This window comes from Streptomyces sp. CG4 (assembly GCF_041080655.1).
In the GTDB taxonomy this organism is placed as follows: Bacteria; Actinomycetota; Actinomycetes; order Streptomycetales; family Streptomycetaceae; genus Streptomyces.
In genome coordinates this window covers 2,399,910-2,425,084 of the sequence record NZ_CP163525.1, presented here as the reverse complement: position 1 = coordinate 2,425,084, position 25,175 = coordinate 2,399,910, and the positions used below count along the sequence as shown (strand labels likewise).

Here is a 25,175-nt window from a genome sequence, read left to right as displayed (position 1 = left end):
GGCTCAGTGGATGATTCCGGTGCGCAGGGCCACGGCCACCATGCCCGCCCGGTCGCCGGTGCCCAGCTTGCGGGCGATGCGGGCGAGATGGCTCTTGACGGTCAGGGCGGACAGGCCCATCGAGACGCCGATCGCCTTGTTCGACTGGCCCTCCGCGACCAGCCGGAGCACCTCGACCTCGCGTCCGGACAGCTCGCGGTAGCCGCCCGGGTGGCTCGGGGCACCCGGGGGGCGGCGGTGCATGCGGGCGGCGCCGAGGGGGGCGGTGCCGGGCCGGGCGGGCAGGCCGATGTTGGTACGGGTGCCGGTGACGACGTAGCCCTTGACCCCGCCCGCCAGCGCGTTGCGCACCGCGCCGATGTCGTCGGCGGCGGACAGCGCCAGCCCGTTGGGCCAGCCCGCGGCGCGGGTCTCGGACAGCAGGGTCAGGCCGGAGCCGTCGGGCAGGTGGACGTCGGCGACACAGATGTCGCGCGGGTTGCCGATGCGGGGACGAGCCTCCGCGATGGACGAGGCCTCGATGACATCGCGCACGCCGAGCGCCCACAGGTGGCGGGTGACGGTGGAGCGGACACGCGGGTCGGCCACGACCACCATGGCGGTCGGCTTGTTCGGGCGGTAGGCGACCAGGCTTGCGGGCTGCTCGAGGAGAACGGACACCAGGCCTCCTGGGTGGGGGGACGGGGCCGGCTTGTGGGGAGGAAGCCGGGACGAACCGTGCTTTCAAGGTCACAGTCGTCTTCGGCAGCAAACTCGTCCGCCTTTAGAGAATGATCACGATCTAGTGAGTAACAATCTGCGCAATTCGGACACGCGATCGATCATCCGAAGATCGAGTCGCTTCGAGCGGATGCGATTCGGGTGCGGAAAGTGGCCGTATCGACAAAGGGATGGTCAATAAGGCGCCCATGCGGATGACACCGCCCGGGCCCGGCGGTCGGCTCACCGCGACTGCGGGCCCCTGCGCTGCGGCAACGTCACCACCGAGGCGTCTCCCGGACCGGCCGGCGGCAGCCCCGCGACCTGGGCCAGCAGATCGCACCAGGAGGCCAGATGGGACGCCGTGTCGGGCACCCCGCCCAGGCCCTCGCGGGGCGTCCAGGACGCCCGGATCTCGATCTGCGAGGCCGCCGGCCGCTCGGACAGCCCGCCGAAGTAGTGCGAACTCGCGCGCGTGATGGTGCCGCTCGGCTCGCCATAGCCCAGCGCGCGCGCCTGCAGCGCCCCGGTCAGCCAGGACCAGCACACCTCGGGCAGCAGCGGATCGGCCGCCATCTCCGCCTCCAGCTCCGCGCGCACCAGCGTCACCAGCCGGAACGTTCCGCGCCAGGCGTCGTGGCCCGCCGGGTCGTGCAGCAGCACCAGCCGGCCGTCGGCCAGCTCCTGATCGCCGTCGACCACGACGGCCTCCAGCGCGTAAGCGTGCGGGGCGAGCCGCTGCGGGGCGGGCGTGGGCTCCACCTCGACCTGCGGCCGCAGCCGGCAGTTGCGCAGGGCGTCGACCGCGGCCCGGAAAGCCGGCGGCCCCTCAGCACCGGCGCGCCGGTCCGCCTCCTCCGTGTCCTTCACGTCGTCCAATCCGTCAGCGCTGTCCGACATTCGTCCGTGAGCCGCAGCCATGCGGGGAAGAGTAAGGGGAACCGCGGCTTCGCGCAGGGCAAGACACCCTTGCGACACTCGCGGCCGCGGGCGGCCGTGCCGCCGCCCGGCGCCCACCCGGCAGCAACCGGCACACCGGGTAAGTGTGCATCCCACGGCATGCGAAACTTGCCCCGTGACCGCCAACGACAGCCCCACGGGCACGCAGCCGCCAGCGACGTACGACAGCGCCTTCCTCAAAGCGTGCAGGCGCGAACCCGTGCCGCACACCCCCGTGTGGTTCATGCGTCAGGCCGGCCGCTCCCTGCCCGAGTACCGCAAGGTCCGCGAGGGCGTTCCGATGCTCGAATCCTGCACGCGGCCCGAGCTGGCCACCGAGATCACGCTCCAGCCGGTACGGCGCCTCGGCGTGGACGCGGCGGTCTACTACAGCGACATCGTCGTCCCGCTCAAGGCCATCGGCATCGACCTCGACATCAAGCCCGGCGTCGGCCCGGTCGTCGAGGAGCCGATCCGCACCCGCGCCGACCTCGCCCGGCTGCGCGACCTCACCCCCGAGGACGTCCCCTACGTCACCGAGACGATCGGCCTGCTCACCCGCGAGCTGGGCGCGACCCCGCTGATCGGTTTCGCGGGCGCGCCTTTCACCCTCGCGAGCTACCTGGTCGAGGGCGGTCCCTCTCGCACGTACGAGAACGCCAAGGCGATGATGTACGGCGACCCCCAGCTGTGGGCCGACCTGCTCGACCGGCTCGCCGACATCACGACCGCGTTCCTGAAGGTGCAGCTCGACGCCGGCGTGAGCGCGGTCCAGCTCTTCGACTCCTGGGCCGGCGCCCTCGCCCCCGCCGACTACCGGCACTCGGCCATGCCCGCCTCGGCGAAGGTCCTCGACGCCGTCGCCGGGTACGGCGTCCCGCGCATCCACTTCGGTGTCGGCACCGGTGAGCTGCTGAAGCTCATGGGCGAGGCCGGCGCGGACGTCGTCGGCGTCGACTGGCGCGTCCCGCTGGACGAGGCCGCCCGCCGCGTCGGCCCCGGCAAGGCGCTCCAGGGCAACCTCGACCCGACGGTCTTGTTCACCGACAAGAACACCGTCGAGGCCAAGGCCCAGGAGGTGCTGGACGCGGCCGCCGGCCTGGAGGGCCACGTCTTCAACCTCGGCCACGGCGTCATGCCGAACACCGACCCGGACGCGCTGACCCGGCTCGTGGACTACGTCCACACCGCGACCGCCCGCTGACGCACCGGCTCACCAGGTGTAACGGGGCCGCGCCCGCCTGCCGAACAGCAGGCCGGGCGGCTCCGGCGGGGGCGGGGTGCCGGGCTTGAGCGGCCAGGCGAGCAGCATGCCCGCCACGAATCCGACGACGTGGGCCGCGTACGCGACCGTGCCGGCGTCGGAGACTCCGTGCCCGGACGAGTACACCGCCTGCAGCACGAACCAGAAGCCCAGCACCAGCCAGGCGGGCAGCCTGAGCGGCAGGAAGACCAGGAACGGCACGAGGACCCAGACCCGCGCCCCGGGCCACAGCACGATGTAGGCGCCGAGGACCCCGGCGATCGCGCCCGACGCGCCGATCAGCGGGTCGCCCGAGGCGGCGTTGAGCAGGGCGAAGCCGTAACCGGCCGCGTAACCGCAGACGACGTAGAAGAGGAAGTAGCGGATGTGGCCCATCCGGTCCTCGACGTTGTTGCCGAAGATCAGCAGGAACAGCATGTTGCCCAGCAGATGCAGCCAGCTGCCGTGCAGGAACATCGCCGTGAAGACCGACAGCGGCGGCGACTTGTCGTAGGACGGCGGGGCCACGACGCAGCCCGGACCCTGCGGACCCACGCCGGTGTCTCCCGTCGGCACCACCGGGGGCATCTGATGGTGGATCAGCTCTCTGGGGACCGCCGCGTAGTGATCCATGAAGGCCTGCAGATGGCACAGCTGCGCCAGATCGCTGCCACCGGCCACGGAGCCCGCTATCCCGGGCGTGCTGAGGAACACGAGCACATTGGCGGCGATCAGCGCGTACGTCACCCAGGGGGTGCGGCGCACCGGGTTCACGTCATGGACGGGGATGACCACACAGAAGTACTGCCCGCGATGGTGCGGGCGAACCGGTGAACGCGGCGGCGTGGGTGCGCGTATGTGTGGGCAACCGACGTGAGGACAGGCGATGAGCGAACGAATCACTCCGATGCATGCTCTGCCCGACGGCGAGGCGGAGATCTCGCTGGTCGTGCGGCTCCCCTGGGAGGATGTCGCGCGGCTCGGCCAGGAGGCCGGGCGGCTCGCCGCGCAGACGCAGCGGCCCGTGACCCTGGACGAGGCGGTGAGCTACCGGCTGAGGTCCACGCGGCCGTCCGCCACCCATGCCAAGCCCGCGGGCGAGCAGCCGGCCGCCGTCTCCGCCCTGCCGCGCATCAGCGGCACGGCCTAGGCGGCGCGTGGCTTCAGGGCATAGGAGGCGCGTGGCTGCACGGCCTAGAAGGCGCGTAGCTTCGCCGTCGCCTTTCTCGCCGCCACCAGCACCGGGTCCCACACCGGTGAGAACGGTGGGGCGTAGCCCAGGTCCAGGGCTGTCATCTGCTCCACCGTCATCCGCGCGGTCAGCGCCACCGCGGCGATGTCGACCCGTTTCGCCGCGCCCTCCCTGCCGACGATCTGGACGCCGAGCAGGCGGCCGGTGCGGCGTTCGGCGAGCATCTTGACCGTCATCGGGGAGGCACCGGGGTAGTAGCCGGCGCGGCTGGTGGACTCGATGGTGACGGTCTCGTACCGCAGGCCCACCCGGTCGGCGTCCTTCTCGCGCAGGCCGGTGCGGGCGATCTCCAGGTCGCAGACCTTGCTGACCGCCGTGCCGACCACGCCGGGGAAGACGGCGTACCCACCGCCGACGTTGCTGCCGATGACCTGGCCGTGCTTGTTGGCATGGGTGCCGAGGGGGACGTACTGCTCCTGGCCGGAGACCAGGTTCAGCACCTCCACGCAGTCGCCGCCCGCCCAGATGTTCTCGTGGCCGCGCACCCGCATCGCCAGGTCGGTGAGCAGTCCGCCGTGGCCGCCGAGGGGCAGGCCCGCGGCCCGGGCGAGCGCGGTCTCCGGGCGGACGCCGATGCCGAGGACCACGATGTCCGCGGGGTACTCGGCGTCCTCCGTGACGACCGCGCGGGCCCGGCCGTCCTGACCGGTGAGGATCTTGGTGACCTCGGCGTCGTTCACCATCGTGATGCCGAGGCCCTCCATGGCCCGGTGCACCAGGCGGCCCATGTCCGCGTCGAGCGTCGACATGGGCTCCCTGCCGCGGTTGACGACCGTCACCTCGAAACCGCGGTTGATCAGCGCCTCCGCCATCTCCACGCCGATGTAGCCGGCGCCCACGACCACCGCTCTGCGACCACGCGTGCGTGCCAGCGTCTCCAGCAGGGCCTGGCCGTCGTCCAGCGTCTGTACGCCGTGCACGCCGGGGGCGTCCGCGCCCGGCAGGTCGGGACGGACCGGGCGAGCCCCGGTCGCGATCACGAGTTTGTCGTACGACGTCCAGGACTCGGCGCCGGAATCGACGTCACGCGCGCGTACCCGCTGTCCGCGCACGTCGATCTCCGTGACCTCGGTGCGCAGCCGCAGATCGATGCCACGCGCGCGGTGCTCTTCGGGGGTGCGGGCGATCAGGTCGTCCCGTTCGGGGACGTCGCCGCCCACCCAGTAGGGGATGCCGCAGGCCGAGAAGGAGGTGAAGTGGCCGCGTTCGAAGGCCACGATCTCCAGTTCGCCGGGCCCCTTCAGCCGGCGCGCCTGCGACGCCGCGGACATGCCCGCGGCGTCGCCGCCGATCACGACCAGCCGTTCCGTCCCGCCCCGCCCACCGCTCATGGTCATGGTCATGGGAACACGCTACGGGGCCACGGCATTTCAGTCCCGGCCGGTCCCGGGCGCGTCCGGGTCCCGTACCGGGCGCGCGGACGGCAGCGGACCCAGCGCGGTCATCGCCGGCGCGGGCTCCCGGCGCTGCGGCAGCCGGGGCCGTACGACCCGCAGCCACAGGAGTGTCAGCAGAGCCGCGAACGCCACGAACGGCAGGGCGGCGCCCAGCGCGAGGACGCACCAGCGCAGCACGGTGACGAACACGTGCCAGCCGCCCGCCAGCGCGTCCCCGATGCCGGGGGAGTCGTCACGGGCCGCCTTCCGCACCGGCGTCTCGGACAGCGACAGCGTGATCGTGGCGAGGCTGGTGCGGTCCTTCAGGGCGGCCTGCTGCGCCAGCAGCGACTCCAGGTCGGCCTGGCGGCTGCTCAACTCGCCCTCCAGCGAGACGACATCGCTCAGCCGGGTCGCCCGGTCCATCAGCGCGCGGATCCGGTCGACGCTCGCCCGCTGCGACTTGACGCGGCTGTCCACGTCCACGACCTGGTCGGTGACGTCCTCGGCCTTGGCCGTGCGGTCGATCAGCCTGCCAGTTCCCTGGAGGCCGGCGAGGACCGGGTCGTACTGCGCGCCGGGCACCCGCAGGACGACGCGGGTGCGCTGGTGGCCGTCGGCGTCCCGGCTCGTGTCCTCGTTGCCGACGTATCCGCCCGCCCTCTCGGTGGCGGCGCGAGCCTGGTCCAGCGCTTTGGTGACGTCCTTGACCTCGATGGTCAGGGACGCGGTGCGGATGATCGTGCCCGCGGAGAGCCGGGGTGACCGACGGGGGGACGTGGCGGCGTCCGGGCTGCCGCCGCCCGCGCCCCGCTGCCGTGCCGCGGAGTCCGCGGCGGACTTCGGCGAGGCGCCGCCCGAGCCGTCCGCGCCACTGCATCCGGCGAGGGCGAGGGAGGCGGCGAGCAGGAGACCGGCCAGCGGCCGAAACGGGTGTCGTCGCAGGGAACGTGGTGTGCGCATGGGCGGTACCCCCGGGGACGGTGATCTGTGACGGTCCTACGACGCCGGGGCGAGCGGGGACGTTTGGCGTCAACGGTCCCGAAGCGGTCACGGTCCGGACTCGTTGCGATCACCGGGCCGCGGCGGGACTGTCAGTGGGGTCTGAGAGAGTGGGGGCATGAGCGCAACGGGTACCCGTACCGGGCATGTCGTCGTCATCGGAGCCGGTGTCGCCGGGTTGGCCGCCGCCCACCGGCTGCTCGGGCGCGGCGCGCGGGTGACCGTGCTGGAGGCCGCCGGGCGGGTCGGCGGCAAGCTGCTGCCCGGTGAGATCGCGGGCGTCCGGGTCGACCTGGGCGCCGAGTCGATGCTCGCCCGCCGCCCCGAGGCCGTGGCCCTCGCCCGCGAGGTGGGGCTCGCCGAGCGGCTGCAGCCGCCGGCCACCGCGTCGGCCTCGATCTGGACCCGCGGCGCCCTGCGCCCCATGCCCAAGGGGCATGTGATGGGCGTGCCCGGCACCGCCGCCGCGCTCTCCGGCGTGCTGTCCGAGGAGGGCCTCGCCCGCATCGAGCGCGACGCCGGCCTGCCCCGCACGGAGGTCGGCGACGACGTGGCCGTGGGGGAGTTCGTGGCCGCCCGGCTCGGCCGCGAGGTCGTCGACCGCCTGGTCGAGCCCCTGCTCGGCGGGGTGTACGCGGGCGACGCGTACCGCATCTCGATGCGCTCGGCCGTCCCGCAGCTCTTCCAGGCCGCCCGCACGCACGCGTCCCTCACCGAGGGAGTCCGCGAGATCCAGGCCAGGGCCGCGGCGCAGCAGCAGACCGGCCCGGTCTTCATGGGCATCGAGGGCGGCGTGGGCACCCTGCCGCTCGCGGTCGCCGATGCCGTCCGGGCGCGCGGCGGCGAGATCCGCACCGGCACCCCGGTCACCGACCTGCGCACCGAGGCCTCCGGCGGCTGGCGGATCACCGCCGGGGAGCGTGTGCTGCACGCGGACGCCGTGATCGTCGCCGTACCCGCCCCGGCCGCCGCGCGGCTGCTGCGCGCCGAGTCCCCGGAGGCCGCCGCCGAGCTGGCCGCCGTCGAGTACGCGTCGATGGCGCTGGTCACCCTCGCCTACCGCCGCTCCGGTCTGCACCTCCCCGAAGGCAGCGGCTTCCTGGTGCCGCCGGTCGACGGCCGCACCATCAAGGCGTCCACGTTCGCCTCCCACAAGTGGGGCTGGATCGCCGACGAGGACCCGGACGTGGTCGTGCTGCGCACCTCCGTGGGCCGGCACGGCGAGACGGAGATCCTCCAGCGGGACGACGCCGCCCTGGTCGAGGTCTCCCGGCACGATCTGCGCGAGGCCACCGGCCTGGACGCCGCCCCCCTTGAGACCCGGGTCACCCGCTGGACCGACGGCCTGCCCCAGTACCCGGTCGGGCACCACGCGCGCGTGGCCCGCATCCGCGAGCAGGTCGCCAAGCTGCCGGGGCTCGCGGTGTGCGGCGCGCAGTACGACGGCGTCGGCATCCCGGCGTGCATCGCGAGCGCGTACGCGGCGGTGGACCAGCTGGCCGGCGATCTCAGCGCAATCCGGGAGCCGGCGGCCAACCCGGTGCAGAGCCTCCACGGCGGAGCAGGAGAATAGGGACCATGAGCGACGACGCCCCCATCACCCAGTCCGGCAAGATCCCGAACAAGGGCAAGCTGGCCAAGGACCTCAACGAGGTCATCCGCTACACCCTGTGGTCGGTCTTCAAGCTGAAGGACGTGCTGCCGGAGGACCGTGCCGGTTACGCCGACGAGGTCCAGGAGCTGTTCGACCAGCTCGCCGCCAAGGACGTGACGATTCGCGGCACTTACGACGTCTCCGGCCTGCGCGCCGACGCCGACCTCATGATCTGGTGGCACGCCGAGACCAGCGACCAGCTCCAGGAGGCGTACAACCTCTTCCGGCGCACGAAGCTGGGCCGCGCCCTCGAGCCGGTCTGGTCCAACATGGCGCTGCACCGCCCGGCCGAGTTCAACCGCTCGCACATCCCGGCGTTCCTCGCCGACGAGACGCCCCGCAACTACGTGAGCGTCTACCCCTTCGTGCGCTCCTACGACTGGTACCTGCTGCCCGACGAGGACCGCCGCCGCATGCTCGCCGACCACGGCAAGATGGCCCGCGGCTACCCGGACGTGCGCGCCAACACGGTCGCCTCGTTCTCCCTCGGCGACTACGAGTGGATCCTGGCCTTCGAGGCCGACGAGCTGTACCGCATCGTCGACCTCATGCGCCACCTCCGCGCCTCCGAGGCCCGCAGGCACGTCCGCGAGGAGATCCCGTTCTACACGGGCCGCCGCAAGAACATCACGGAGCTGGTGGCGGGCCTGGCCTGACAGCGCCCTGCCGGCGCCCTGAGGGGCGGCGCCGGCAGGGCGAGCAGTGCGCCTAGCGCCGGCCGGTCCTGCCTCGTCGGGAGTCGCCCTGAGGCTTCTTCCCGGCAGGACCGCCGGAGGCAGCCGGTTCCTCGTGCGGCGCACACGACGCGCTCCGCACGGGGACACTGCCCTCCAGCAGGTAGCTGTCGAGATAGCCGTTGACGCACTTGTTGGGACCGGCCCCGATGCCGTGCGTACCCGCGTCCCGCTCGGTCACCAGCACCGAACCGGCCAGCCGCCGGTTCATCTCCAGCGACCCCGCGTACGGCGCCGCCGCGTCCCGCTCGGCCGCCAGGATCAGCACCGGCGGCAGCTCACCCGGCCCGGTCCGCACGTCCAGCGGCTGCTGGCGGGGCGCCGGCCAGTAGGCGCACGGCAGGTTCATCCACGCGTTGTCCCAGGTCTCGAACGGCGCCACCCGGGCGAGCCGGGTGTTGTCCCGGTCCCACGTCCGCCAGTCCGTCGGCCAGGGCGCGTCGTTGCACTCCACGGCCGTGTAGACCGCGTTGGTGTTCTCCGCGTCCGCGGCCTCCTTCGGGCTCGGCGCGGCCATGCGCACCAGCGGCTTCGGGTCGCCGTGCAGATACGCCGAGAGGGCCTGGGCCCGGCTCGGCCAGTAGGTGTCGGTGTACCCGGCCTTCAGCAGCGCGTTCTGCAGCTGGCCGGGGCCGACCTTCCCGCCGGCCGCCCTGGCGGCCAGCCGCTCGCGCGCGGTGTCGTAGCTGCGCTGCACCTTCGCGGCCGTGTTGCCGAGCCGGTAGACGTCGTCGTGCCGGGCGATCCAGTCCCGGAAGTCCGCCCAGCGCTCCTCGAACGCGGCCGACTGGTCGAGATTGTTGCGGTACCAGACCTTCTGCGGGTCCGGGTTCACCGCCGAGTCCAGCACCATGCGCCGTACGTGCGTGGGGAACATCGTCGCGTACAGCGCGCCGAAGTAGGTGCCGTACGACGCCCCGAAGAACGTCAGCCGGTCCTCGCCCAGTGCGGCCCGCAGGACGTCCAGGTCCCGGGCGTTGTTCAGGGAGTTGTAGAAGCGCAGGCTGTCCCCGGCGTGCCGGGCGCAGCCGCGCGCGTACGCCTTGGCCTGCGCGATGCGCTGCCGCTTGAACGACTCCGAGGGGCGGCTCGGCGACGCGGTGGGCGCCGTGGCGAAGCGCTTCGGGGCCTCGCAGGACAGCGGCGCCGAACGGCCCACGCCGCGCGGGGAGTAGCCGATCAGGTCGTACGCGGCAGCCATCCGCTGCCACTCCGGGATCGCGCCGACCAGCGGGAACAGCATGCTCGACGCACCGGGGCCGCCCGGGTTGTAGACGAGGGCGCCCTGCCGGGGGACCTTCCGCTTGCTGTTGCGCGGGTCCTTCTGGGTCGCCGGGGTCCGGCTGACGGTCAGCCTGATCTGCCGGCCGTCCGGGTGGGCGTAGTCGAGCGGGACGGACACCGTGCCGCACCGTACGCCGCGCGCCGCCTTCGGTACGTCGGCGGGGTCACACGCGCCGAAGTCGATGCCGGTCGCCAGGGCGCGGGCCGCGGCTACCTCGGTGCCGCGCAGCTCGGCCACTCCGGGGCCACCGGGCGCGGCTGCGGCGGCGGGCGCGCCGCCCGCCGGGGCCGCGGCCAGGGTGGTCAGGAGCAGGGTCCCGGCGGCCGAGTACAGGGCGGCAGCTCTCATCGCGTGTCCCTTCGGTGCGGCGGCCATGGCACGGCTGCCACGCCCGACGATCAACAAAAGGGATATTTCGTTCGCCCGTCGGTGAAGGCAAGCACCGCCCGGCCGGTGTCGGCGTCAATGCCCCCTATGCGCCCCCGAAGCCGCCCCGCACTCCCGCCGGGGCCGGTCGTGTCACTCCCGCCGGGGCGTCGTGTCACTCCCGCCAGGGCTGGTCGCGGTGGGTGAAGGCGGCGCGCAGTCGCGGCTCGCCGATCGCCCGGATCCCGCGGACGGCGACCGAGGTGAGGAACGACCGCTCGTCGCCGGCCGGCCTGCGCACGAGCGCGCCCAGCAGCCGCTGCCCGGCGGGGGAGGCCCAGCGCGAGTACGGGTGCACCTCGAACCGGGCGATGGCCAGACAGCTCAGGGAAAGTGTGAGGGGCAGGGCGAACCACAGGGCGACCAGCAGCCGCGGCGTGCCGGTCTGGATGGGCAGCAGCAGCGCGGTCACGCCGAGCACCGCCACGGCCAGTGCGGCGGCGCGCACGTGGCGGACGGCGGCCCCCACGGTCGTGCCGGCGTCTTCGGAGACGGCGAGACCGGCGTCCACCAGCCCGTCGGCGAGCCGCCGCACCGGCTCGGCGCCGGCCGCCCGCGCCCGTACCGGCGCGATCCGCGACTGGCCTTCCGGGCCTATGGCCCCGATGACGGACTGCTCGATCTCGTCGTGCCCCCGCGGGTCCACCACCGTGGCCCAGCCGGTGTGCGCGAGCAGCAGGCGTCGCTGGCGGGCCATGGAGACAAGGGTCACATCGGCGACCCTGGAGGGTCCGCCGGAGAGGAACGCCGCCTCGTACAGCGTCAGGTCGTGGTCCCGATCCGTCGTCGCGGCGGTCGTGTCCAAGGCGGCCGCGCGGACGGCCGTCAGGCAGAGCCGGGTGCACGCCGTACCGGCGAAAGCCCAGGCCAGGAGCAGCAGGAGGACCCAGAACATGACAATTTTCTATGCCAGAGGCCTGGGTGAACGCCATGCCCTGTTCACCATCCGGACACAGTGTTAGCGGTCTGTGACGTTCCGTTTCCCGTCCAGGTCAGGTCCGGGGCAGGGGGCGTCAGGGGCTGCTCGTCCCCGGCGGCGGGCTGGTGGTGGCGGGCGGCATGGAGGACGACTCGCCCGGCGCCGGCGTGACGGGCACGGCGGCGCTCGGGTCGACGGCCGGCGGGGTCGGTACCGGGGTCGGAGAGGCGGCCAGGTCCTTGGCGAGCGCGGCGAAGTCGACGTAGCCCGTCGCCTCCACGGCCTTGATGTGGTCCAGGGCGGTGGCGTTGGCGGCGTCGGTGAGATCGCGGACCAGGGAGTTCTGGGTACCGGCCCGGACCTGTGCGGCCAGCGTGTACACCCGGCCGTGCGCGAGCCGCAGAATGCCGGCGAACCGGCGGTCGAATTCCTCGCCCTGCGCCGCGCCCAGGGCGTCGAGCCACTGGTTCTGCTGTGCGTTCGGCTCGTTCGGCAGCGGGACCCCGAGCTGGGTGGCGACGGTGCGGACATGGTCGTCCAGCGAGGTGCACCCGTAGACCAGGTGCTGGCCCGCCGCCCGTACGGCCGCCGTGGTTCCCTTCCGCTCCGCCAGCTCGCCGGCCGGCAGCTCCCAGAGATCCGCCAGTCGCATCGCGGTGATGAGGTCCCGGTCCTGCCCGGACAGGGGCCCGTACGGAGTCGTCACGGTCGGTGAGCTCAGCACGGCAGCGCTGGATGTCGGCTGCCGGCCGGCGTAGGACCAGAGCGGATAGAGCAGCGCCGCCGCGGTCGCCGCGAGGGCCGCGATGACGAGGCCGGTGCCGCTGAATATGCCTCGGCCCTTGATCGGGGGTCGGGGTCGCATGGCGCCTCCTGTAGCGCACCGCACGCGAGTGTGCCTGGGGGTGTGGTGCGGGCGGCATATTACCGAGGGTTCCCTGCGGGGCTTCGGTCGGTGACGCTGGGACGCCGTTCGGATACGGTGCGTTGGCGCCTGCGGCTAGGTTGTGGCTGGTCGCGCCCACGCGGCGGTAGCCGCATGTCGGATACGGCCCCGCGCCCCTCAGGGTGCTGCGGTGCGGCTTCCTCGTGCCAGTACCCTCCGTGCTGCCCGGGTCACTCGTCCGCCGTGCTGCCTCGGGGTCGGGCCCGCGCGGTCCAGCCACCACTCGCGCAGGTCGTGCCGGGCGCCCGCGTCCTCCGGGCGGTCGGCCCGTAGCAGGTGTCCGGCGAAGTCCAGGGCGTCCCGGCGGTAGCCGCCGCTCATCGGCCGCTCCCGTGCGTACGCCAGGAACGCCGCCCGGTACCCCGTGCCGAGGATCACCGGCAGCTCCGGTGCCACCTTCGCCACCACGTCCGCCCGCTTCGCCGCGAGCGCCCGCGCCTGCACCCCCATCCGCACCCGGTCGAACCCCTCCGGCACCGGCGTCCCGGCCACCAGCGCGGACAGCACCGCGGCCTGGGCGACCCCGACCCGCTCCCGCGCGCCGACCGCCGCCCGCGTGAGTACGGCGACCCCCCCGCCCGCCGGCCCGGCGCCACCACCGGTCCCGGTGCCGGCCCGCGTCCCCCCGTCGGCACGCTCGCGACCGGCCCGTACCGCCTCTCGGATCATCGTCAACTCCCGTTCCAGCTCGGCCGGTTCGGGGAAGTTCTCGTCCCGTTCCAGCAGGACGCCGGGCGGTGCGGTGCGCGAGGCGAGGTCGGTCAGGATGTCGAGCACCGGGCGCGGCACGGGGTGGGCGTGGCTGTCGTGCCAGACGCCGTCACGCTCGAAGCCGCCCGCGACATGGACGTAGGCGATCGCCTCCACGGGCAGCTCGGTCAGCGCCCCCGCCGGGTCCTCGCCGCGGTTGACGTGGTTGGTGTGCAGGTTGGCCACGTCGATCAGCAGCCGTACGCCGGTGCGCTCGACCAGCTCGGACAGGAACTGCCCCTCGGTCAGCTCCTCACCCGGCCAGGAGAACAGCGCGGCGATGTTCTCCAGGGCCAGCGGCACCGGAAGGGCGTCCTGTGCGATGCGTACGTTCTCGCACAGCACGTCCAGGGCATCCCGGGTGCGCGGCACCGGCAGCAGATGCCCGGCCTCCAGCTGCGGGGAGGCGGTGAGCGGGCCGCCGGCGCGAACGAACGCGATGTGCTCGGTGACCAGGGGAGCGCCGAGGGCCTCCGCGCGCTCCGCGAGCGCCGTCAGGCGGCCCGCATCGGGGCGGTCGGCGCCGCCCAGGCCGAGGGAGACGCCGTGCGGGATCACGGTCACCCCGCGCTCGCGCAGCCGTAGCAGCGACTCCGGAAGGTGGCCGGGGCACACGTTCTCCGCCACGACCTCCACCCAGTCGATCCCCGGCATGCCCTCCACGGCGTCCGCGATCTCCGGCCGCCAGCCGATCCCCGTGCCCAGTCGCCGCATGGCTCCCCCTCCTTCGAACGACGAGTCCCTCCCGCGAATGACGGGGGTATGGCCCCGGCGGGCGGCCGCGAATCACCTCCGTGGCGTGTTCAGAGCAACATTTGAGCTTCAGCCCCGCGCCGGCCACCGCTCGGGACTGCGGCCCAGCAGACGCAGCGCCTCCGCCAGCGGGCCGGAACCCTCGGGCACCTCCAGCGCCGGGGCGAAGGAGAAGCCCGGGCCGCGCCGGCCGGGATCGGCCGGCACCGCACGGGCCACGTCGAGCGCGGCGCCGAGGACGTGCTCGGGGAACTCCACCGTCGTACCGAGGGCGGCGGCGACGTCCCAGGCGTGCACCACATAGTCGACGAAGTGGAAGCCGACCGCACGGCCGCCCGGCACATCGCCCAGGTTCGGCAGCGTGAACTCCTGTTCCCTCACGCCCGGTTCGGCGAAGGCCGTCAGGGCGGTGGCGGCGGCCGACCGATGTGCCTCGGCGGGCTCCCGCAGGTCCTCGCTCTCCCGCCAGTGCTCCGGATCCCGCCCCGCTCCCCGCGCCGCCGCGGCGAACCCCATGTGCTGCGCGGTCATGTGCGCGACGAGCCGGCGCAGGGTCCAGCCCGCGCAGGGCGTCTCCCGCGCCCAGTCCGCCGCCGTGACGAGGTCCACCACGCGCACGGCCTCCTGTACGGCGATCCGATCGAGTTCCACGAAGTCCGCTCCGGTCACAGTCATGGCCCGAGCGTAAAACAAAGCGAACGATCGTGCTCATTTTTTCGGAAGGCTGACGTCGACCCCAAGAGGGAGCCAGATCAAGGGACTTGGGGGAGTGCGGCTCCGGCCGCGGCCGCCGCGCGCAGGCGCCCCGCGATGCCCACCCTGGCCCTGCGGTACGCGCTCTCCTCGTCGTGCAGGACCGACAGGGCGTTCGCCGTCTCCAGCAACGCCACCAGCTCGAAGGCGAGCTGCGGGACATCCGTGTCGGCGCGCAGCTCACCCGCCGTACGCGCCTCGTCGAGCGTGCGCTCGACATGGGCCGACCAGTCGCGCTGCGCGCGGACCGCCGCGTCGTGCAGCGGCCCGGTCCGGGCGTCGTACTCGGCCATGACGCCGTAGAAGAAGCAGCCGCCCGGGAAGACCCGGCCGCGGGAGTACTCCAGCCACAGTTCGCACAGCCGCCACACCCGGCCGATGCCGGCCGGGGTCTCGGCGGCGGGCCGGAGCACCCGCTCGGTGAAGATCCGCGCCGCCTCCCGCACGGTGGCCAGCTGCAGTTCCTGCTTGGAGCCGAAGAGCGCGAACACCCCGCTCTTGCTCAGCTCCAGCTCGGCGGCGAGCCGGCCGACGGTGAGCGCCTCCAGGCCCTCGACCGAGGCGATCTCCACCGTGCGGCGCAGCACCAGCTGCCGGGTGCGATTGCCCCGTTCGACCCGCCCGTCGACCCGTGTCATCGGTCTCTCCCCGGGTCCTGGCGCAGCGCGGGGTGGTCGGCGACGACCGTGCAGGAGCCCGGCGCGATCTCCGTGAACCCGGCATCCCGGACGACCGGCAGCCCACTGCCGGTCAACCGGTCCCAGTCGGCGGGGTCGGCCGCGCGGACGGCCAGCGCGAAACCCGCGTCCCGCCAGGCGGCGCGCTCCGCATCGGACAGCGCCCACCAGGCCAGCTGGGCGCCGTGCCCGGCCTGGGCCATCGCCTTCCCGGCCGACATCTCCAGCTCAGGATTCAGCCACAGCGTGGGCTGCACCGGGTCGGCGGCGACGGGCGGCTCGGGGTCGTCCAGCTCGGTGCCGGACACCTGGAGCTTCGCCAGATCCTTGGGCCAGCCGTCGAGCGGAATCGGCGGGAAGACCCGCACCTGCGCGGACTTCCCGGTCACCGTGATCCCGGGCAGCGCCTCGGCCCGCCGCCACTCGGCGCCCCGGGCCCGCCGGACGACCTTGCGGATCCGCGCGTCCTCCCAGTTCCGCATGGCCTCGGCCCACTCGCCGTCCCCGTGCGCCCGTTCGTCCCCGAGCAGCACGAGCACCGCCCGGGCGGCCGTCTCCAGTGCATCGGTACGCGCGGGCGGCGCATCCCGCTCGATCCGCACGACCAGGGGCAACACGAACTGGGGCGCTTCGTCGCGAGGGTTGCGGTCAGAGCTGAAGGGACTGTGGCTGGGGGACGCTGGAACATGACTCACACCGGCCAACCTTAAGGTGCGCGGGGCTGTGCCCGTCCTGCGGCTGCGCGGCGCGGGCGGACGACTCCGGGTACTCCGTCGGCTCCCGGGACAGCACGCTCCCGTCGCTCATACGCCCGGCGACAGCCGCCACACGCGCCCGGCGACGGCCGCCACACGCGCGCGGCGACGGCCGCCCTACGGCCAGCGACAGCCGCTCAGCGGTGTCCGCCGCTCTCGCCGATCAGCTCGGAGACCTTCAGGAACCGGTAGCCGCGCTTGCGCAGTTCCGGGACGACCGCGCGGACGACCTGCTCGGTGGTCGGGGCGGCGCTGCGGGTGCAGTGCATGACGACGACCGAGCCGGGTTTCACCTCGTCCAGCACCTGCCGGGTGACAGCGCCGGCGTCCGTGGCGAACGCGTCGCCGCTCACCACGTCCCACTGCACCGCGGTCACCCCGAGCCCGCTCAGCGCGCGCAGTGCCCGCCGGTCGTAACAGCCGCCGGGGAAGCGGAAGTAGGGCAGCGCGTGCGGCACGCCCGCCTGGTGCAGGGAGGCGTACGCCCGCTCCACGTCCGCCCGCATCCTGTCGGCGCCGACGGTCGGCAGGCCGTAGCAGTCGTCGGTGAACGCGTAATGGCTGTACGAGTGGTTGGCGACCTCGAACTGCGGGTCGTGGCCGAGGCTGCGGGCCTCGGTCGGGTACTCGTCGGCCCAGCGGCCGGTCATGAAGATCGTCGCCGGCACCTTCAGAGCCCGCAGGGTGCCGATGAGGTCGGGGTTGTCGAAGTGCTCGCCGGCGGCCGCACGGGCGCCCTCGTCGGCGGTCATGTCGGCGTCGAAGGTCAGCGCGACGGTCTTGCCCAGGGTGCGCGGGCCGTGCTCGAAGACCGGGGTCAGTCCGCCGGGGCCCGGGGCCAGCACGGGCGGACGCGAGGCGGACGGGGAGGCGGACGGGGAAGCGGACACGGGGGAGTTGACCGCGGCCGGGCGGGCACCGCCCGCGGGGTCCGCGGTACCGCAGGCGGCGAGAGCCGCGCCCAGGGCACAGACGGCGGTGATACGGCGTACTCGTGGGATCACCGTATGAAAGTAGGACTGCATGACCGCCTGTGTGTCGATGTGTCCAGCGGCGCGACGTCACGTCACCCGCACGGCGGCGCCCGCACAGACACCGCTCTGCCGGCGGCGCGTTCGCTGATCCCGTGATTCCGCCGCACCGGCGGCGCCTTCGCGGATCCCGCTGTCCCAGCGGCTCGGCGCCCGCCGGTGCTCACGCGGGAACGGAAGCGGCAGCGGAGCGCGTATCGCGACTCCGCTGCCGTCGACGGCGTGGCGACCTCACGCGCACTTGCGGATCTGCTCACGGACTCGTCCGCGCGCGGGTGAGGTCGCCACGCATTCCCCTGCCGGCGGTGCGGAGGTCGCCCGGCCCACCGGATGCCGGGCCGACCAGCGTCTTCCGCCGTCAAGGGCTTCTCAACGGGCCGCTCAGTGGCCCGCGCTGTTGTTGCAGCCCATGGTCGAGCCGATGTGTGTGTCCTGTGCGCCGGGGTCGCCCTCGCCGTTGAGCGCGTTGCCCAGCAGGCCGTTGAGGATGCCGACCTCGCCGAGGACGTCGAGGTTCAGGTCGTGGTCCTTGCAGTTGGAACTCTGCATGACGCCCTCCTCTTTCCCGTGCTCGCCGCCGGCGTAGGCGGTGCCTGCGGTTGCGAGCCCGACGGTGCTGAGCGCGGCGACTAGAACGGCAGCCTTGCGAAGCCTGTGCATGTCATCTCCATGGTGTGAGAGTGGAAGCGATCTGCAACGGATCGACCTCTTACAGTCACGGAGATTAGTATTAAAATCGACCAAAAAGGACAGCGACGCGCCGTATTTCGGTACTATTTGCGGCTGTATCGGCCCATCAGTGTGCCCACGGCGAGGGTGTGGCCGGACAGCGCTCGCAGCAGGTCGGCCGGAGCGGCCCCCGGGGCGAGCGACAGGCGGCGGTCGCCGGCGTAGACCGTGAGGACGTAGTGGTGCGGGCGGTCTCCGCGCGGTGGGCAGGGGCCGCCGTAGCCGGGCCGCTTGAAGTCGTTGCGGCCCTCGGTCGCCCCCTGCGGCCGCTCTCCGGCGGCCAGTTGCCGGGTGTGCGGGTCGATGTCCGACACCAGCCAGTGCGTGAACGTGCCGTGCGGGGCGTCGGGATCCCGCAGCAGCAGGGCCAGCGAGGCCGTCCGCGCGGGTACGCCGGCGAGGGCCAGCGGAGGCGACACGTCCGCGCCGTCGCAGGTGTGGCGCCGCGGGATGGTGCCGCCGTCGCCGTACGCGGTACTGGTGACGGTCAGGTGGGCGGTGCCGGGAGAGGGTGCCGCGGCCGGACCGCCGTCGTCCCCGCAGCCCGCTACGACGGCCATCGCGGCCACGGCCATCACCCAGCTCCTGCGCATACCCGGCACGCTAGCCGGAGTGGAGCTCTCCGGCACCGTTCGGCACGGGCTGCTGATTGCCTCGCTCCAGGAAGTGCAGCAGCTCCACCGGGATGGGCAGGACCAACGTGGAGTTCTTCTCGGCGGAGACCGCCATGACCGTCTGGAGCAGCCGCAGCTGCAGCGCGGCGGGGGTGTCGGCCATCTGCTGGGCGGCCTCGGCCAGCTTCTTGGAGGCCTGAAGCTCGGCGTCGGCGTTGATGATCCGGGCCCGGCGCTCCCGGTCGGCCTCGGCCTGGCGGGCCATGGACCGCTTCATCGTGTCCGGCAGGGAGACGTCCTTGATCTCCACCCGGTCGACCTGGATGCCCCAGCCGACGGCCGGGCTGTCGATCATCAGCTCCAGCCCCTGGTTGAGCTTCTCGCGATTGGAGAGCAGATCGTCCAGATCGCTCTTGCCGATGATCGACCTGAGCGACGTCTGGGCCATCTGCGACACCGCGAACTTGTAGTCCTCGACCTTGACCAGGGCGCTCTCCGCGTCGATCACCCTGAAGTAGACGACCGCGTCCACGCGGACGGTGACGTTGTCCCGGGTGATGCCCTCCTGGGCCGGGATCGGCATCGTCACGATCTGCATGTTGACCTTCTGCAGCCGGTCCACGAAGGGGATGATCAGCGTGAAGCCCGGCGTTCTCGCATCACCGGTGACGCGCCCGAGCCGGAACAGCACACCGCGTTCGTACTGCTTGACGACCCGCGCCGCCATCGCCAGATAGACCACGCCGGCGGAACCCGCCGCCGCGATGGCGCCCAGCAGCTCCTGGAGCATGGTGACCTCCTCACGGAGAGGTCTGCTTTTGTCCGCTGCTGTAACCATAAGCCGGTTCGGCCGCTCTGCCGAGGGGTCCGGGCGGACCGGGCCGGGATACCGAGGGGCGTCGGCATCCCGGCCCGGCATCCGGGCCCGGGGAAGCGGCCGTCAGACGGCCTGCGCCGCCGTGACCTTCACCGGTTCCGTCCCGGCCGCGCTGTGCCGCTCCGCCCAGTTCTCCAGGGCCGTACGGCAGGCGTGGTCGAGGTGGTGCAGGCCGGACAAGTCCAGCCGGACCGGGCGGTCCCGGGGGAGCGACTCCAGGCTGTCCAGGATCTTCGGCAGCCGCAGGAAGGTCGCGTTGCCCGCGAGGTAGGCGTCGACCGGGCCCGCGCCCTTGTCGATCACCTCCAGCTTGACGTGCGAGGCCTCCCAGGCCGTCTTGGCCACGGCGAGCGCGAGACCGATCAGCACCCCCTCGAACATGCTGACCGCCACGATGGACAGGGCGGTGACGGACAGGATCAGCGCCTCGCCCCGGTGTTCGCGCCACAGCCCGGCCAGCGCCCGGACCGGGACCAGCTTGGTGCCCGAGTGGATCAGGATGCCCGCGAGCGCCGGGATCGGGATGTAGGCCAGCACGCCCGGCAGCAGCGCCGCGAACAGCAGCAGCCATACCCCGTGCAGCACCCGCGAGGCCTTCGTACGGGCGCCCGCCTGGACGTTGGCCGCGCTGCGCACGATCACCGCGGTCATCGGCAGCGCGCCCAGCAGCCCGCACACCGTGTTGCCGGCGCCCTGGGCGAGCAGCTCCTTGTCGTACGCGGTGCGCGGCCCGGTGTGCAGCCGGTCCACGGCGGCCGCGCTGAACAGCGACTCGGCGGAGGCGATCAGGGTGAAGGCGACCACGGTACCGAGCAGTCCGACACTCGCCAGCTCGCCGAACGCGCTGAGCGGCGGCGGCTGTACGGCCGTCAGCAGGCCCTGCACCTCGACCGTGGCCACCGGCAGGTCCAGCGCGAACGTGGCCACCGTGGCCAGGCCGACCGCGGCCAGCGGGCCGGGCAGCGTCCGCGCCTTCGCCGGGACGTGCTTCCACAGCAGCAGCACCGCGATCGTGCCCGCGCACACCGCGAGCGAGGCCACCGCCTTGTCGTCGCCGAAGGCGTCCAGGAGCGCCCCGGGCAGCCCGGCGATTTTCCCCAGTCCGGAGTCGGGGGCCTTGGCCGCCAGCGCCGGGTACAACTGCCCGGCGACAAGCACCAGTCCGATTCCGGCCAGCATGCCCTCGACGACGGAGACCGAGATGGCGCGGAAGTAGCGGCCCAGCCGCAGCAGGCCCATGGCCATCTGGAGGACTCCGCTGGCCAGCACGAGCACGCCGAGCACGGGCAGCCCGAACTCCTTGACCGCCTCGAAGACGAGCACGGTCAGGCCGGCGGCCGGGCCCGACACCTGCAGACTGCTGCCACGCATCAGTCCGGTGACGAGCCCGCCCACGATGCCGGTGATCAGGCCGAGTTCGGCCGGGACCCCGGAGGCGACGGCCACGCCCACGCACAGCGGGAGCGCGACCAGGAAGACGACGAGAGAGGCGGCGAAGTCCTGCCGCAGATACGGGAAGCGGGACATGCGGGATATGAGGGTGGTGTCCTTGCTGGTCATCGGCGCGCTCACAGGGACTCGAAGGTGTCGGTCTGCGGGCGGTGCGTCCGTACGGCGCCGGTGTGCACCTCGTAGTACCAGGCATGCAGGCCCAGCCGGCCCGCGGCCAGCTTCCGCTCGACACAGGGGTACGAGCGCAGCCGCAGCAACTGGGTGAGGACGTGCGCCTGCACGCCCTGGGCGACCGCCGGATCCTCGACCGCGCCGGCCGGGCGCGGGGTGGCGTGCGCGAGCCAGTCACGCACGGCGGGTACGGCGGTCAGGTCGTCGCCGCGCACCAGCGCACCGACGGCGCCGCAGTGCGAGTGACCGCAGACGACGACGTCGCGGACGCCGAGTACTTCCACGGCGTACTCGATGGTGGCGGCCTCGCTGGTGGGGTGGAGCGAGTTGTGGGGCGGGACGATGTTGCCCGCGGTGCGCAGCTCGAAGAGCTGGCCGGGGCGGGCGCCCGTGATCAGGGCCGGGACGACCCGGGAATCGGAGCAGGTGATGAACAGGACCTGCGGGGACTGGCCTTCGGCGAGCTTGGCGAACTCCTCAGGGCGCTGTCCGAAGGTACGGGCGTTGTCGATGAGGGGCTGCATGTGTATGGGTTCCTCCTGGCGCGCCTGCACGGGCGCGTCGGACTTGAACGACATTTGTGGGGGGGGAAGGGCCCGGATTCCCCGGGCCGGTGCCACGGCTCCCTGACCGGGTGCCGCACCGGCTGGTCAGCAGCGGAAGACCTGAAGCGCTGCCGGGGTGTGGGCTCTGGAGGTTCTCGCGGCGTGGGGGTGCGGCCTGCCCGGGGTGTCCGGCGTGTCCGCACCGGCCGCACGGCCGGCTATTGACTCCGGCTGCTGGGCCCGGCCGGAGGCCGAGCCGCGCTGCCGGTCGCGAAGGTGTGGGGTGCTCACGGGGAGGCCCGGGCGGCACGGGGTGCGGGCCGAGTCCTTGTCCTCGCGCACCGGCGGTACGGAGGACGGCAGAACCGGCCCGGCCTTGGCCTGTGCATCACTGAGCGTGTGCGCGGATGCGAACGTTCCCGTGGGAGCGAAGAGTTGGAGTGCGAGCAGGAGCACGGCGAGGAGCGCGAAGCGGGTCGGGGTCGTCGTACCTCGGAACATGCGCCCCCCTTACGGATGCTCGCGCCTCTTGTCTAGACCAAGCATTGGTCAATGGATGGTCAAGAAGCACATTAACCCTGCAAAGTCCTTTGCAGGGTTAACAGCGCGTTACAAGCGCAAGGAAGCGTGAAAAGTGCCGGTCGCGTGGCGTGATCTGACTCTTGACCCGGAGTCCGCGAGAGGCTAAAGGCGTGAGTGGCTAGGAGCCCACGAGCCCCTTGGCGTCGCGGGCCAGCGCGGTGAGCCGGGATATCGCGCGGAAGTACTTCTTGCGGTAGCCGCCGTTCAGCATCTCCTCGCTGAACAGCTGGTCGAACGGCAGCCCCGAGGCCAGTACCGGGACCTCGCGGTCGTAGAGCCGGTCCGCGAGCACCACGAGCCGCAGCGCGGTCGACTGGTCCGGCACCGGCCGCACATCGGTGAGGCACACCGCCGTCAGTCCGTCGGTCAGCGCGCCGTACCGGCTCGGGTGCACCTTGGCGAGGTGCTCCAGGAGATGCGGGAAGTCGTCCAGCGCGGCGCCCTCGGTGGCGTACGCCGCCTTCGTCACCTCTTCGTCGGTGAAGGGCTTCGGCGCCTCGGGCAGACCGCGGTGGCGATAGTCCTCGCCGTCGATGCGCAGGGCGCGGAAGTGGGCCGAGAGGCCCTGTATCTCGCGCAGGAAGTCGGCCGCCGCGAACCGGCCCTCGCCCAGCTTGCCGGGCAGCGTGTTGGAGGTGGCGGCGAGCGCCACGCCCGCCTCGACCAGCTTGCCGAGCAGCGTCGAGACGAGGACCGTGTCGCCCGGGTCGTCCAGCTCGAACTCGTCGATGCACAGCAGGCTGTGGCCGGAGAGGGTCTGCACGGTCTGCTGGAAGCCGAGGGCGCCGACCAGGTTCGTCAGCTCCACGAAGGTGCCGAACGCCTTGCGGGCGGGCTCTGCGGGGGTGGCGTGCCACAGGGAGGCGAGCAGATGGGTCTTGCCGACGCCGTAGCCGCCGTCCAGGTAGACCCCCCGCGGGCCGGCCGGGGTCTTGGGCGCCCTGGGCCTGCCGAAACCGAAGAAGCCGCGCCGGCCGGCGCCGGAGGCGTGCGCCCCGCCGAGTCCGCCCGCGAAGCCTTCGAGGACCCGTACGGCCTCGGTCTGGCTGGGCTGGTTCGGGTCCGGTATGTACGTCGAGAAGCGGACCGAGTCGAAGCGCGGCGGCGGCACCATCTCGGCGACCAGCCGGTCCGCGGGGACGCGCGGCTCACGGGCGCACAGGGAGAGGGGGCCCGCGTCGGTCACAGGGCTGGGTCCGGGGGCGGCGGTGGAGGACGACACGGTTGTTCATGGTAAGCGCCGTGCCACACTGCACGACATGCGACGCCTGTTCCCTGTGACCTATGAAACACCAGCCCAGGCCTCCGGCGGGGCACCCGAGGGGGAGGGGGCGAGGGGGACCGGAGGGACCGGTGTGCCGGATGCGCCTGGGACTCGGGTGCCGCAGGGGCCCGGGGTTCGGGTGCCGGAGGGCTCCGGGGCACGGGTGTCGGATGCCCACGAGATCCCGGTGACGGGTGCGCCAGGAGCCCCGGAGTCGGGTGCGCCAGGGGCTCCGGTGACGGGTGGGCCCAAGGCTCCGGTGGCGGGTGAGCCCAAGGCTCCGGTGACGGACGTGCCCGGAGCCCGTGTGACGGATGTGTTCGGTGCGCCCGGTGCCGACGCGTTCGTCGATCGTGAGTGGAGCCTCGCCGAGCTGGCCGCCGTCTACGCCTACCCGGAGCCGGTGCCGGGCGCCCCCAGGTCCTGGCTGCGGGCCAACATGGTCTCCACGCTCGACGGCGCCGCCCAGCACGAGGGGCGCTCCCAGCCCATCTCCAGCGCCGCCGACATGCGGATCTTCGGCACGCTGCGGGCGCTCGCGGATGTGATCGTGGTGGGTGCGGAAACGGTGCGGCAGGAGGTGTACCGCCCCGCACGCGCGCGTGCCGAGTTCGCCGCGGCCCGCGAGGCCGCCGGCCAGGCCCCGGCTCCGGCGGTCGCCGTCGTCTCCGCGAGCCTGGACCTGGACTTCTCGCTCCCGCTGTACACCTCGCCCCTGGTGCCCACGCTGATCCTGACCGGGGCCGCGGCCGCCCCCGACCGGATCGCCGCCGCCGAGAAGGCCGGCGCCAAGGTCGTGATCGCCGGTGAGGGCAGGGGCATCGAGCCCGCGCGCGCGGTACGCGCCCTCGCCTCTCTGGGCCACACCCGGCTGCTCACCGAGGGCGGTCCCCGGCTGCTCGGCCAGCTGATCGCGGCCGGGGTGCTGGACGAGATGTGCCTGACCCTCTCGCCCATGCTCACCGCGGGGGACGCACAGCGCGTCGCCGGGGGGCCGTCGGTCGCCGTGCCGCGCCGGTTCGAGCTCGTGTCCCTCCTCGAAGACGCCGGATTTCTGTTCGGTCGCTACCGTCGCTCCTGAAATCAGCGGAATGTGTCGTTCCGTTTAGCTTCCGAGGGGCAGACTTAGTCCGGCAGAGCCCTGCGATCACGGGGCAGGATGGTTTCCGCAGGGGCCTCGTCCGGGCCCACGGAGGAGAAGAGGCGTTTGGTGTTCACAAGCGTTCTGATGATCGAGAAGGCCTTGACGTCCGCCGACGTGGAGTTCGTCACCACCTTGCACGGGGACGAGCAGGTCACTTTCCACGTGCTCCTCCAGCCGCGCGGCGACCAGGCGGACCGCCTGCTGCGGGCCATCGACGACATCGCGCTTGGCGAACTCGACGAGGCGGTGCGCGAGCGGGAGACCCCGGAGGGGGAGGACGCCAGGAGCGTCGGACGGCAGGCCCTGGACGTGTCCGTACAGGCCCTGCGGGCGGCCGGGAGTCAGGCCGAGGGGCGGTTGGTCGAGGACCATCCGCTGGATGCGCTGAAATCGCTGGTCGCGGAGGTGTCCGCGGACGAGGTGATCGTGCTCACCGACCCCCACTACGTGGAGGAGTTCTTCCACCGGGACTGGGCTTCCCGGGCTCGGCACAAGGTGGGGGTGCCGGTGCTGAAGCTGTTCTCGCACAGCAAGGCGTAGTGACCTCGGCTGTCGGAGAAAGTGCGGGGCTCGGCATAGGCTAGGCCTGCTTCAGCTCGTATT

The 25,175-nt window shown here is 72.7% G+C and carries 26 protein-coding genes; 6 read left to right on the top strand and 20 right to left on the bottom strand.

What is annotated here, in order from left to right; translation table 11 throughout:
* Nucleotides 1–3: 3 nt before the first annotated feature.
* Both AB5L52_RS11085 and AB5L52_RS11080 read right to left on the bottom strand, forming a co-directional pair.
* Nucleotides 4–660, bottom strand: coding sequence for a response regulator transcription factor (locus tag AB5L52_RS11085; RefSeq protein WP_351015673.1), 657 nt, complete (start codon nucleotides 658–660; stop codon nucleotides 4–6).
* A 282-nt stretch (nucleotides 661–942) separates the two neighbouring features.
* Nucleotides 943–1,620, bottom strand: a complete 678-nt coding sequence (locus AB5L52_RS11080) for a DUF3000 domain-containing protein (RefSeq protein ID WP_351569450.1) — start codon at nucleotides 1,618–1,620, stop codon at nucleotides 943–945.
* A 154-nt stretch (nucleotides 1,621–1,774) separates the two neighbouring features.
* On the opposite strand from AB5L52_RS11080, the gene hemE reads away from it, so the two are divergent.
* Entirely contained in the window at nucleotides 1,775–2,842 is a 1,068-nt protein-coding gene (gene hemE, locus AB5L52_RS11075; RefSeq protein WP_369363684.1) for a uroporphyrinogen decarboxylase, read from the top strand.
* A 9-nt stretch (nucleotides 2,843–2,851) separates the two neighbouring features.
* Here hemE and AB5L52_RS11070 read toward each other — a convergent pair whose 3' ends face one another.
* The gene (locus tag AB5L52_RS11070) at nucleotides 2,852–3,676 is read right to left on the bottom strand and encodes a rhomboid family intramembrane serine protease (RefSeq protein ID WP_369363682.1); all 825 of its coding nucleotides are present in this window, start codon (nucleotides 3,674–3,676) and stop codon (nucleotides 2,852–2,854) included.
* 91 nt (nucleotides 3,677–3,767) lie between these two features.
* On the opposite strand from AB5L52_RS11070, the gene AB5L52_RS11065 reads away from it, so the two are divergent.
* Nucleotides 3,768–4,031: a hypothetical protein gene (locus AB5L52_RS11065; RefSeq protein ID WP_351569443.1), complete on the top strand. Its 264-nt coding sequence runs from the start codon at nucleotides 3,768–3,770 to the stop codon at nucleotides 4,029–4,031.
* A 44-nt stretch (nucleotides 4,032–4,075) separates the two neighbouring features.
* On the opposite strand, the gene AB5L52_RS11060 is transcribed toward AB5L52_RS11065, so the two are convergent.
* Both AB5L52_RS11060 and AB5L52_RS11055 read right to left on the bottom strand, forming a co-directional pair.
* The gene (locus AB5L52_RS11060) at nucleotides 4,076–5,470 is read right to left on the bottom strand and encodes an FAD-dependent oxidoreductase (protein WP_369368850.1); all 1,395 of its coding nucleotides are present in this window, start codon (nucleotides 5,468–5,470) and stop codon (nucleotides 4,076–4,078) included.
* A gap of 33 nt (nucleotides 5,471–5,503) precedes the next feature.
* Nucleotides 5,504–6,472 (bottom strand): DUF4349 domain-containing protein, encoded by a 969-nt coding sequence (locus AB5L52_RS11055; RefSeq protein WP_369363680.1) that lies wholly within the window; start codon nucleotides 6,470–6,472, stop codon nucleotides 5,504–5,506.
* A gap of 157 nt (nucleotides 6,473–6,629) precedes the next feature.
* Here AB5L52_RS11055 and hemG point away from each other — a divergent pair, with 157 nt between their 5' ends.
* Together hemG and hemQ are read left to right on the top strand one after the other, a co-directional pair.
* Nucleotides 6,630–8,084 (top strand): protoporphyrinogen oxidase, encoded by a 1,455-nt coding sequence (gene hemG / locus AB5L52_RS11050; protein ID WP_369363679.1) that lies wholly within the window; start codon nucleotides 6,630–6,632, stop codon nucleotides 8,082–8,084.
* A 5-nt stretch (nucleotides 8,085–8,089) separates the two neighbouring features.
* Nucleotides 8,090–8,821, top strand: a complete 732-nt coding sequence (gene hemQ, locus AB5L52_RS11045) for a hydrogen peroxide-dependent heme synthase (RefSeq protein WP_351015653.1) — start codon at nucleotides 8,090–8,092, stop codon at nucleotides 8,819–8,821.
* Between the two features lie 52 nt (nucleotides 8,822–8,873).
* Here the strand turns inward: hemQ and AB5L52_RS11040 are convergent, their stop codons facing one another.
* The 15 genes from AB5L52_RS11040 to zapE form a co-directional block, all read right to left on the bottom strand.
* On the bottom strand, nucleotides 8,874–10,532 hold the full coding sequence (locus AB5L52_RS11040; RefSeq protein ID WP_369363677.1) for an alpha/beta hydrolase: 1,659 nt from the start codon (nucleotides 10,530–10,532) through the stop codon (nucleotides 8,874–8,876).
* A 193-nt stretch (nucleotides 10,533–10,725) separates the two neighbouring features.
* The gene (locus AB5L52_RS11035) at nucleotides 10,726–11,505 is read right to left on the bottom strand and encodes a TIGR04222 domain-containing membrane protein (protein ID WP_369363675.1); all 780 of its coding nucleotides are present in this window, start codon (nucleotides 11,503–11,505) and stop codon (nucleotides 10,726–10,728) included.
* A 118-nt stretch (nucleotides 11,506–11,623) separates the two neighbouring features.
* Entirely contained in the window at nucleotides 11,624–12,394 is a 771-nt protein-coding gene (locus AB5L52_RS11030) for a DUF4142 domain-containing protein (RefSeq protein ID WP_369363673.1), read from the bottom strand.
* 198 nt (nucleotides 12,395–12,592) lie between these two features.
* Nucleotides 12,593–13,939, bottom strand: a complete 1,347-nt coding sequence (locus tag AB5L52_RS11025; protein WP_369363672.1) for a DUF692 domain-containing protein — start codon at nucleotides 13,937–13,939, stop codon at nucleotides 12,593–12,595.
* 108 nt (nucleotides 13,940–14,047) lie between these two features.
* Complete coding sequence (locus AB5L52_RS11020; protein ID WP_369363670.1) at nucleotides 14,048–14,653, bottom strand: TIGR03086 family metal-binding protein; 606 nt, start codon at nucleotides 14,651–14,653, stop codon at nucleotides 14,048–14,050.
* A 77-nt stretch (nucleotides 14,654–14,730) separates the two neighbouring features.
* Nucleotides 14,731–15,369 (bottom strand): TetR/AcrR family transcriptional regulator, encoded by a 639-nt coding sequence (locus AB5L52_RS11015; RefSeq protein WP_369363669.1) that lies wholly within the window; start codon nucleotides 15,367–15,369, stop codon nucleotides 14,731–14,733.
* Nucleotides 15,366–16,103 (bottom strand): aminoacyl-tRNA hydrolase, encoded by a 738-nt coding sequence (locus AB5L52_RS11010; protein ID WP_369363667.1) that lies wholly within the window; start codon nucleotides 16,101–16,103, stop codon nucleotides 15,366–15,368. The genes AB5L52_RS11015 and AB5L52_RS11010 overlap by 4 nt, the downstream gene beginning before the upstream one ends.
* Nucleotides 16,104–16,300: 197 nt before the next feature.
* Nucleotides 16,301–17,167, bottom strand: coding sequence for a polysaccharide deacetylase family protein (locus tag AB5L52_RS11005; protein WP_369363665.1), 867 nt, complete (start codon nucleotides 17,165–17,167; stop codon nucleotides 16,301–16,303).
* A 408-nt stretch (nucleotides 17,168–17,575) separates the two neighbouring features.
* Entirely contained in the window at nucleotides 17,576–17,854 is a 279-nt protein-coding gene (locus tag AB5L52_RS11000) for a hypothetical protein (protein WP_351015627.1), read from the bottom strand.
* A gap of 113 nt (nucleotides 17,855–17,967) precedes the next feature.
* A complete protein-coding gene (locus AB5L52_RS10995; RefSeq protein WP_369363664.1) occupies nucleotides 17,968–18,516 on the bottom strand; it encodes a YbhB/YbcL family Raf kinase inhibitor-like protein in 549 nt (182 codons plus the stop codon).
* Between the two features lie 10 nt (nucleotides 18,517–18,526).
* On the bottom strand, nucleotides 18,527–19,327 hold the full coding sequence (locus tag AB5L52_RS10990) for a slipin family protein (protein ID WP_351569404.1): 801 nt from the start codon (nucleotides 19,325–19,327) through the stop codon (nucleotides 18,527–18,529).
* Nucleotides 19,328–19,477: 150 nt separating this feature from the next.
* Nucleotides 19,478–20,974: a SulP family inorganic anion transporter gene (locus tag AB5L52_RS10985; protein WP_369363662.1), complete on the bottom strand. Its 1,497-nt coding sequence runs from the start codon at nucleotides 20,972–20,974 to the stop codon at nucleotides 19,478–19,480.
* Nucleotides 20,975–20,982: 8 nt separating this feature from the next.
* The gene (locus AB5L52_RS10980) at nucleotides 20,983–21,561 is read right to left on the bottom strand and encodes a carbonic anhydrase (RefSeq protein ID WP_351015616.1); all 579 of its coding nucleotides are present in this window, start codon (nucleotides 21,559–21,561) and stop codon (nucleotides 20,983–20,985) included.
* A 126-nt stretch (nucleotides 21,562–21,687) separates the two neighbouring features.
* The gene (locus AB5L52_RS10975; RefSeq protein WP_369363660.1) at nucleotides 21,688–22,083 is read right to left on the bottom strand and encodes a hypothetical protein; all 396 of its coding nucleotides are present in this window, start codon (nucleotides 22,081–22,083) and stop codon (nucleotides 21,688–21,690) included.
* Between the two features lie 199 nt (nucleotides 22,084–22,282).
* On the bottom strand, nucleotides 22,283–23,386 hold the full coding sequence (gene zapE / locus AB5L52_RS10970; protein WP_369363658.1) for a cell division protein ZapE: 1,104 nt from the start codon (nucleotides 23,384–23,386) through the stop codon (nucleotides 22,283–22,285).
* A 349-nt stretch (nucleotides 23,387–23,735) separates the two neighbouring features.
* Between zapE and AB5L52_RS10965 the strand changes: the two genes are divergently transcribed.
* Nucleotides 23,736–24,509: a pyrimidine reductase family protein gene (locus tag AB5L52_RS10965; protein ID WP_369363656.1), complete on the top strand. Its 774-nt coding sequence runs from the start codon at nucleotides 23,736–23,738 to the stop codon at nucleotides 24,507–24,509.
* A 129-nt stretch (nucleotides 24,510–24,638) separates the two neighbouring features.
* Nucleotides 24,639–25,112: an indole-3-glycerol phosphate synthase gene (locus AB5L52_RS10960; protein WP_369363654.1), complete on the top strand. Its 474-nt coding sequence runs from the start codon at nucleotides 24,639–24,641 to the stop codon at nucleotides 25,110–25,112.
* Nucleotides 25,113–25,175: the final 63 nt, after the last annotated feature.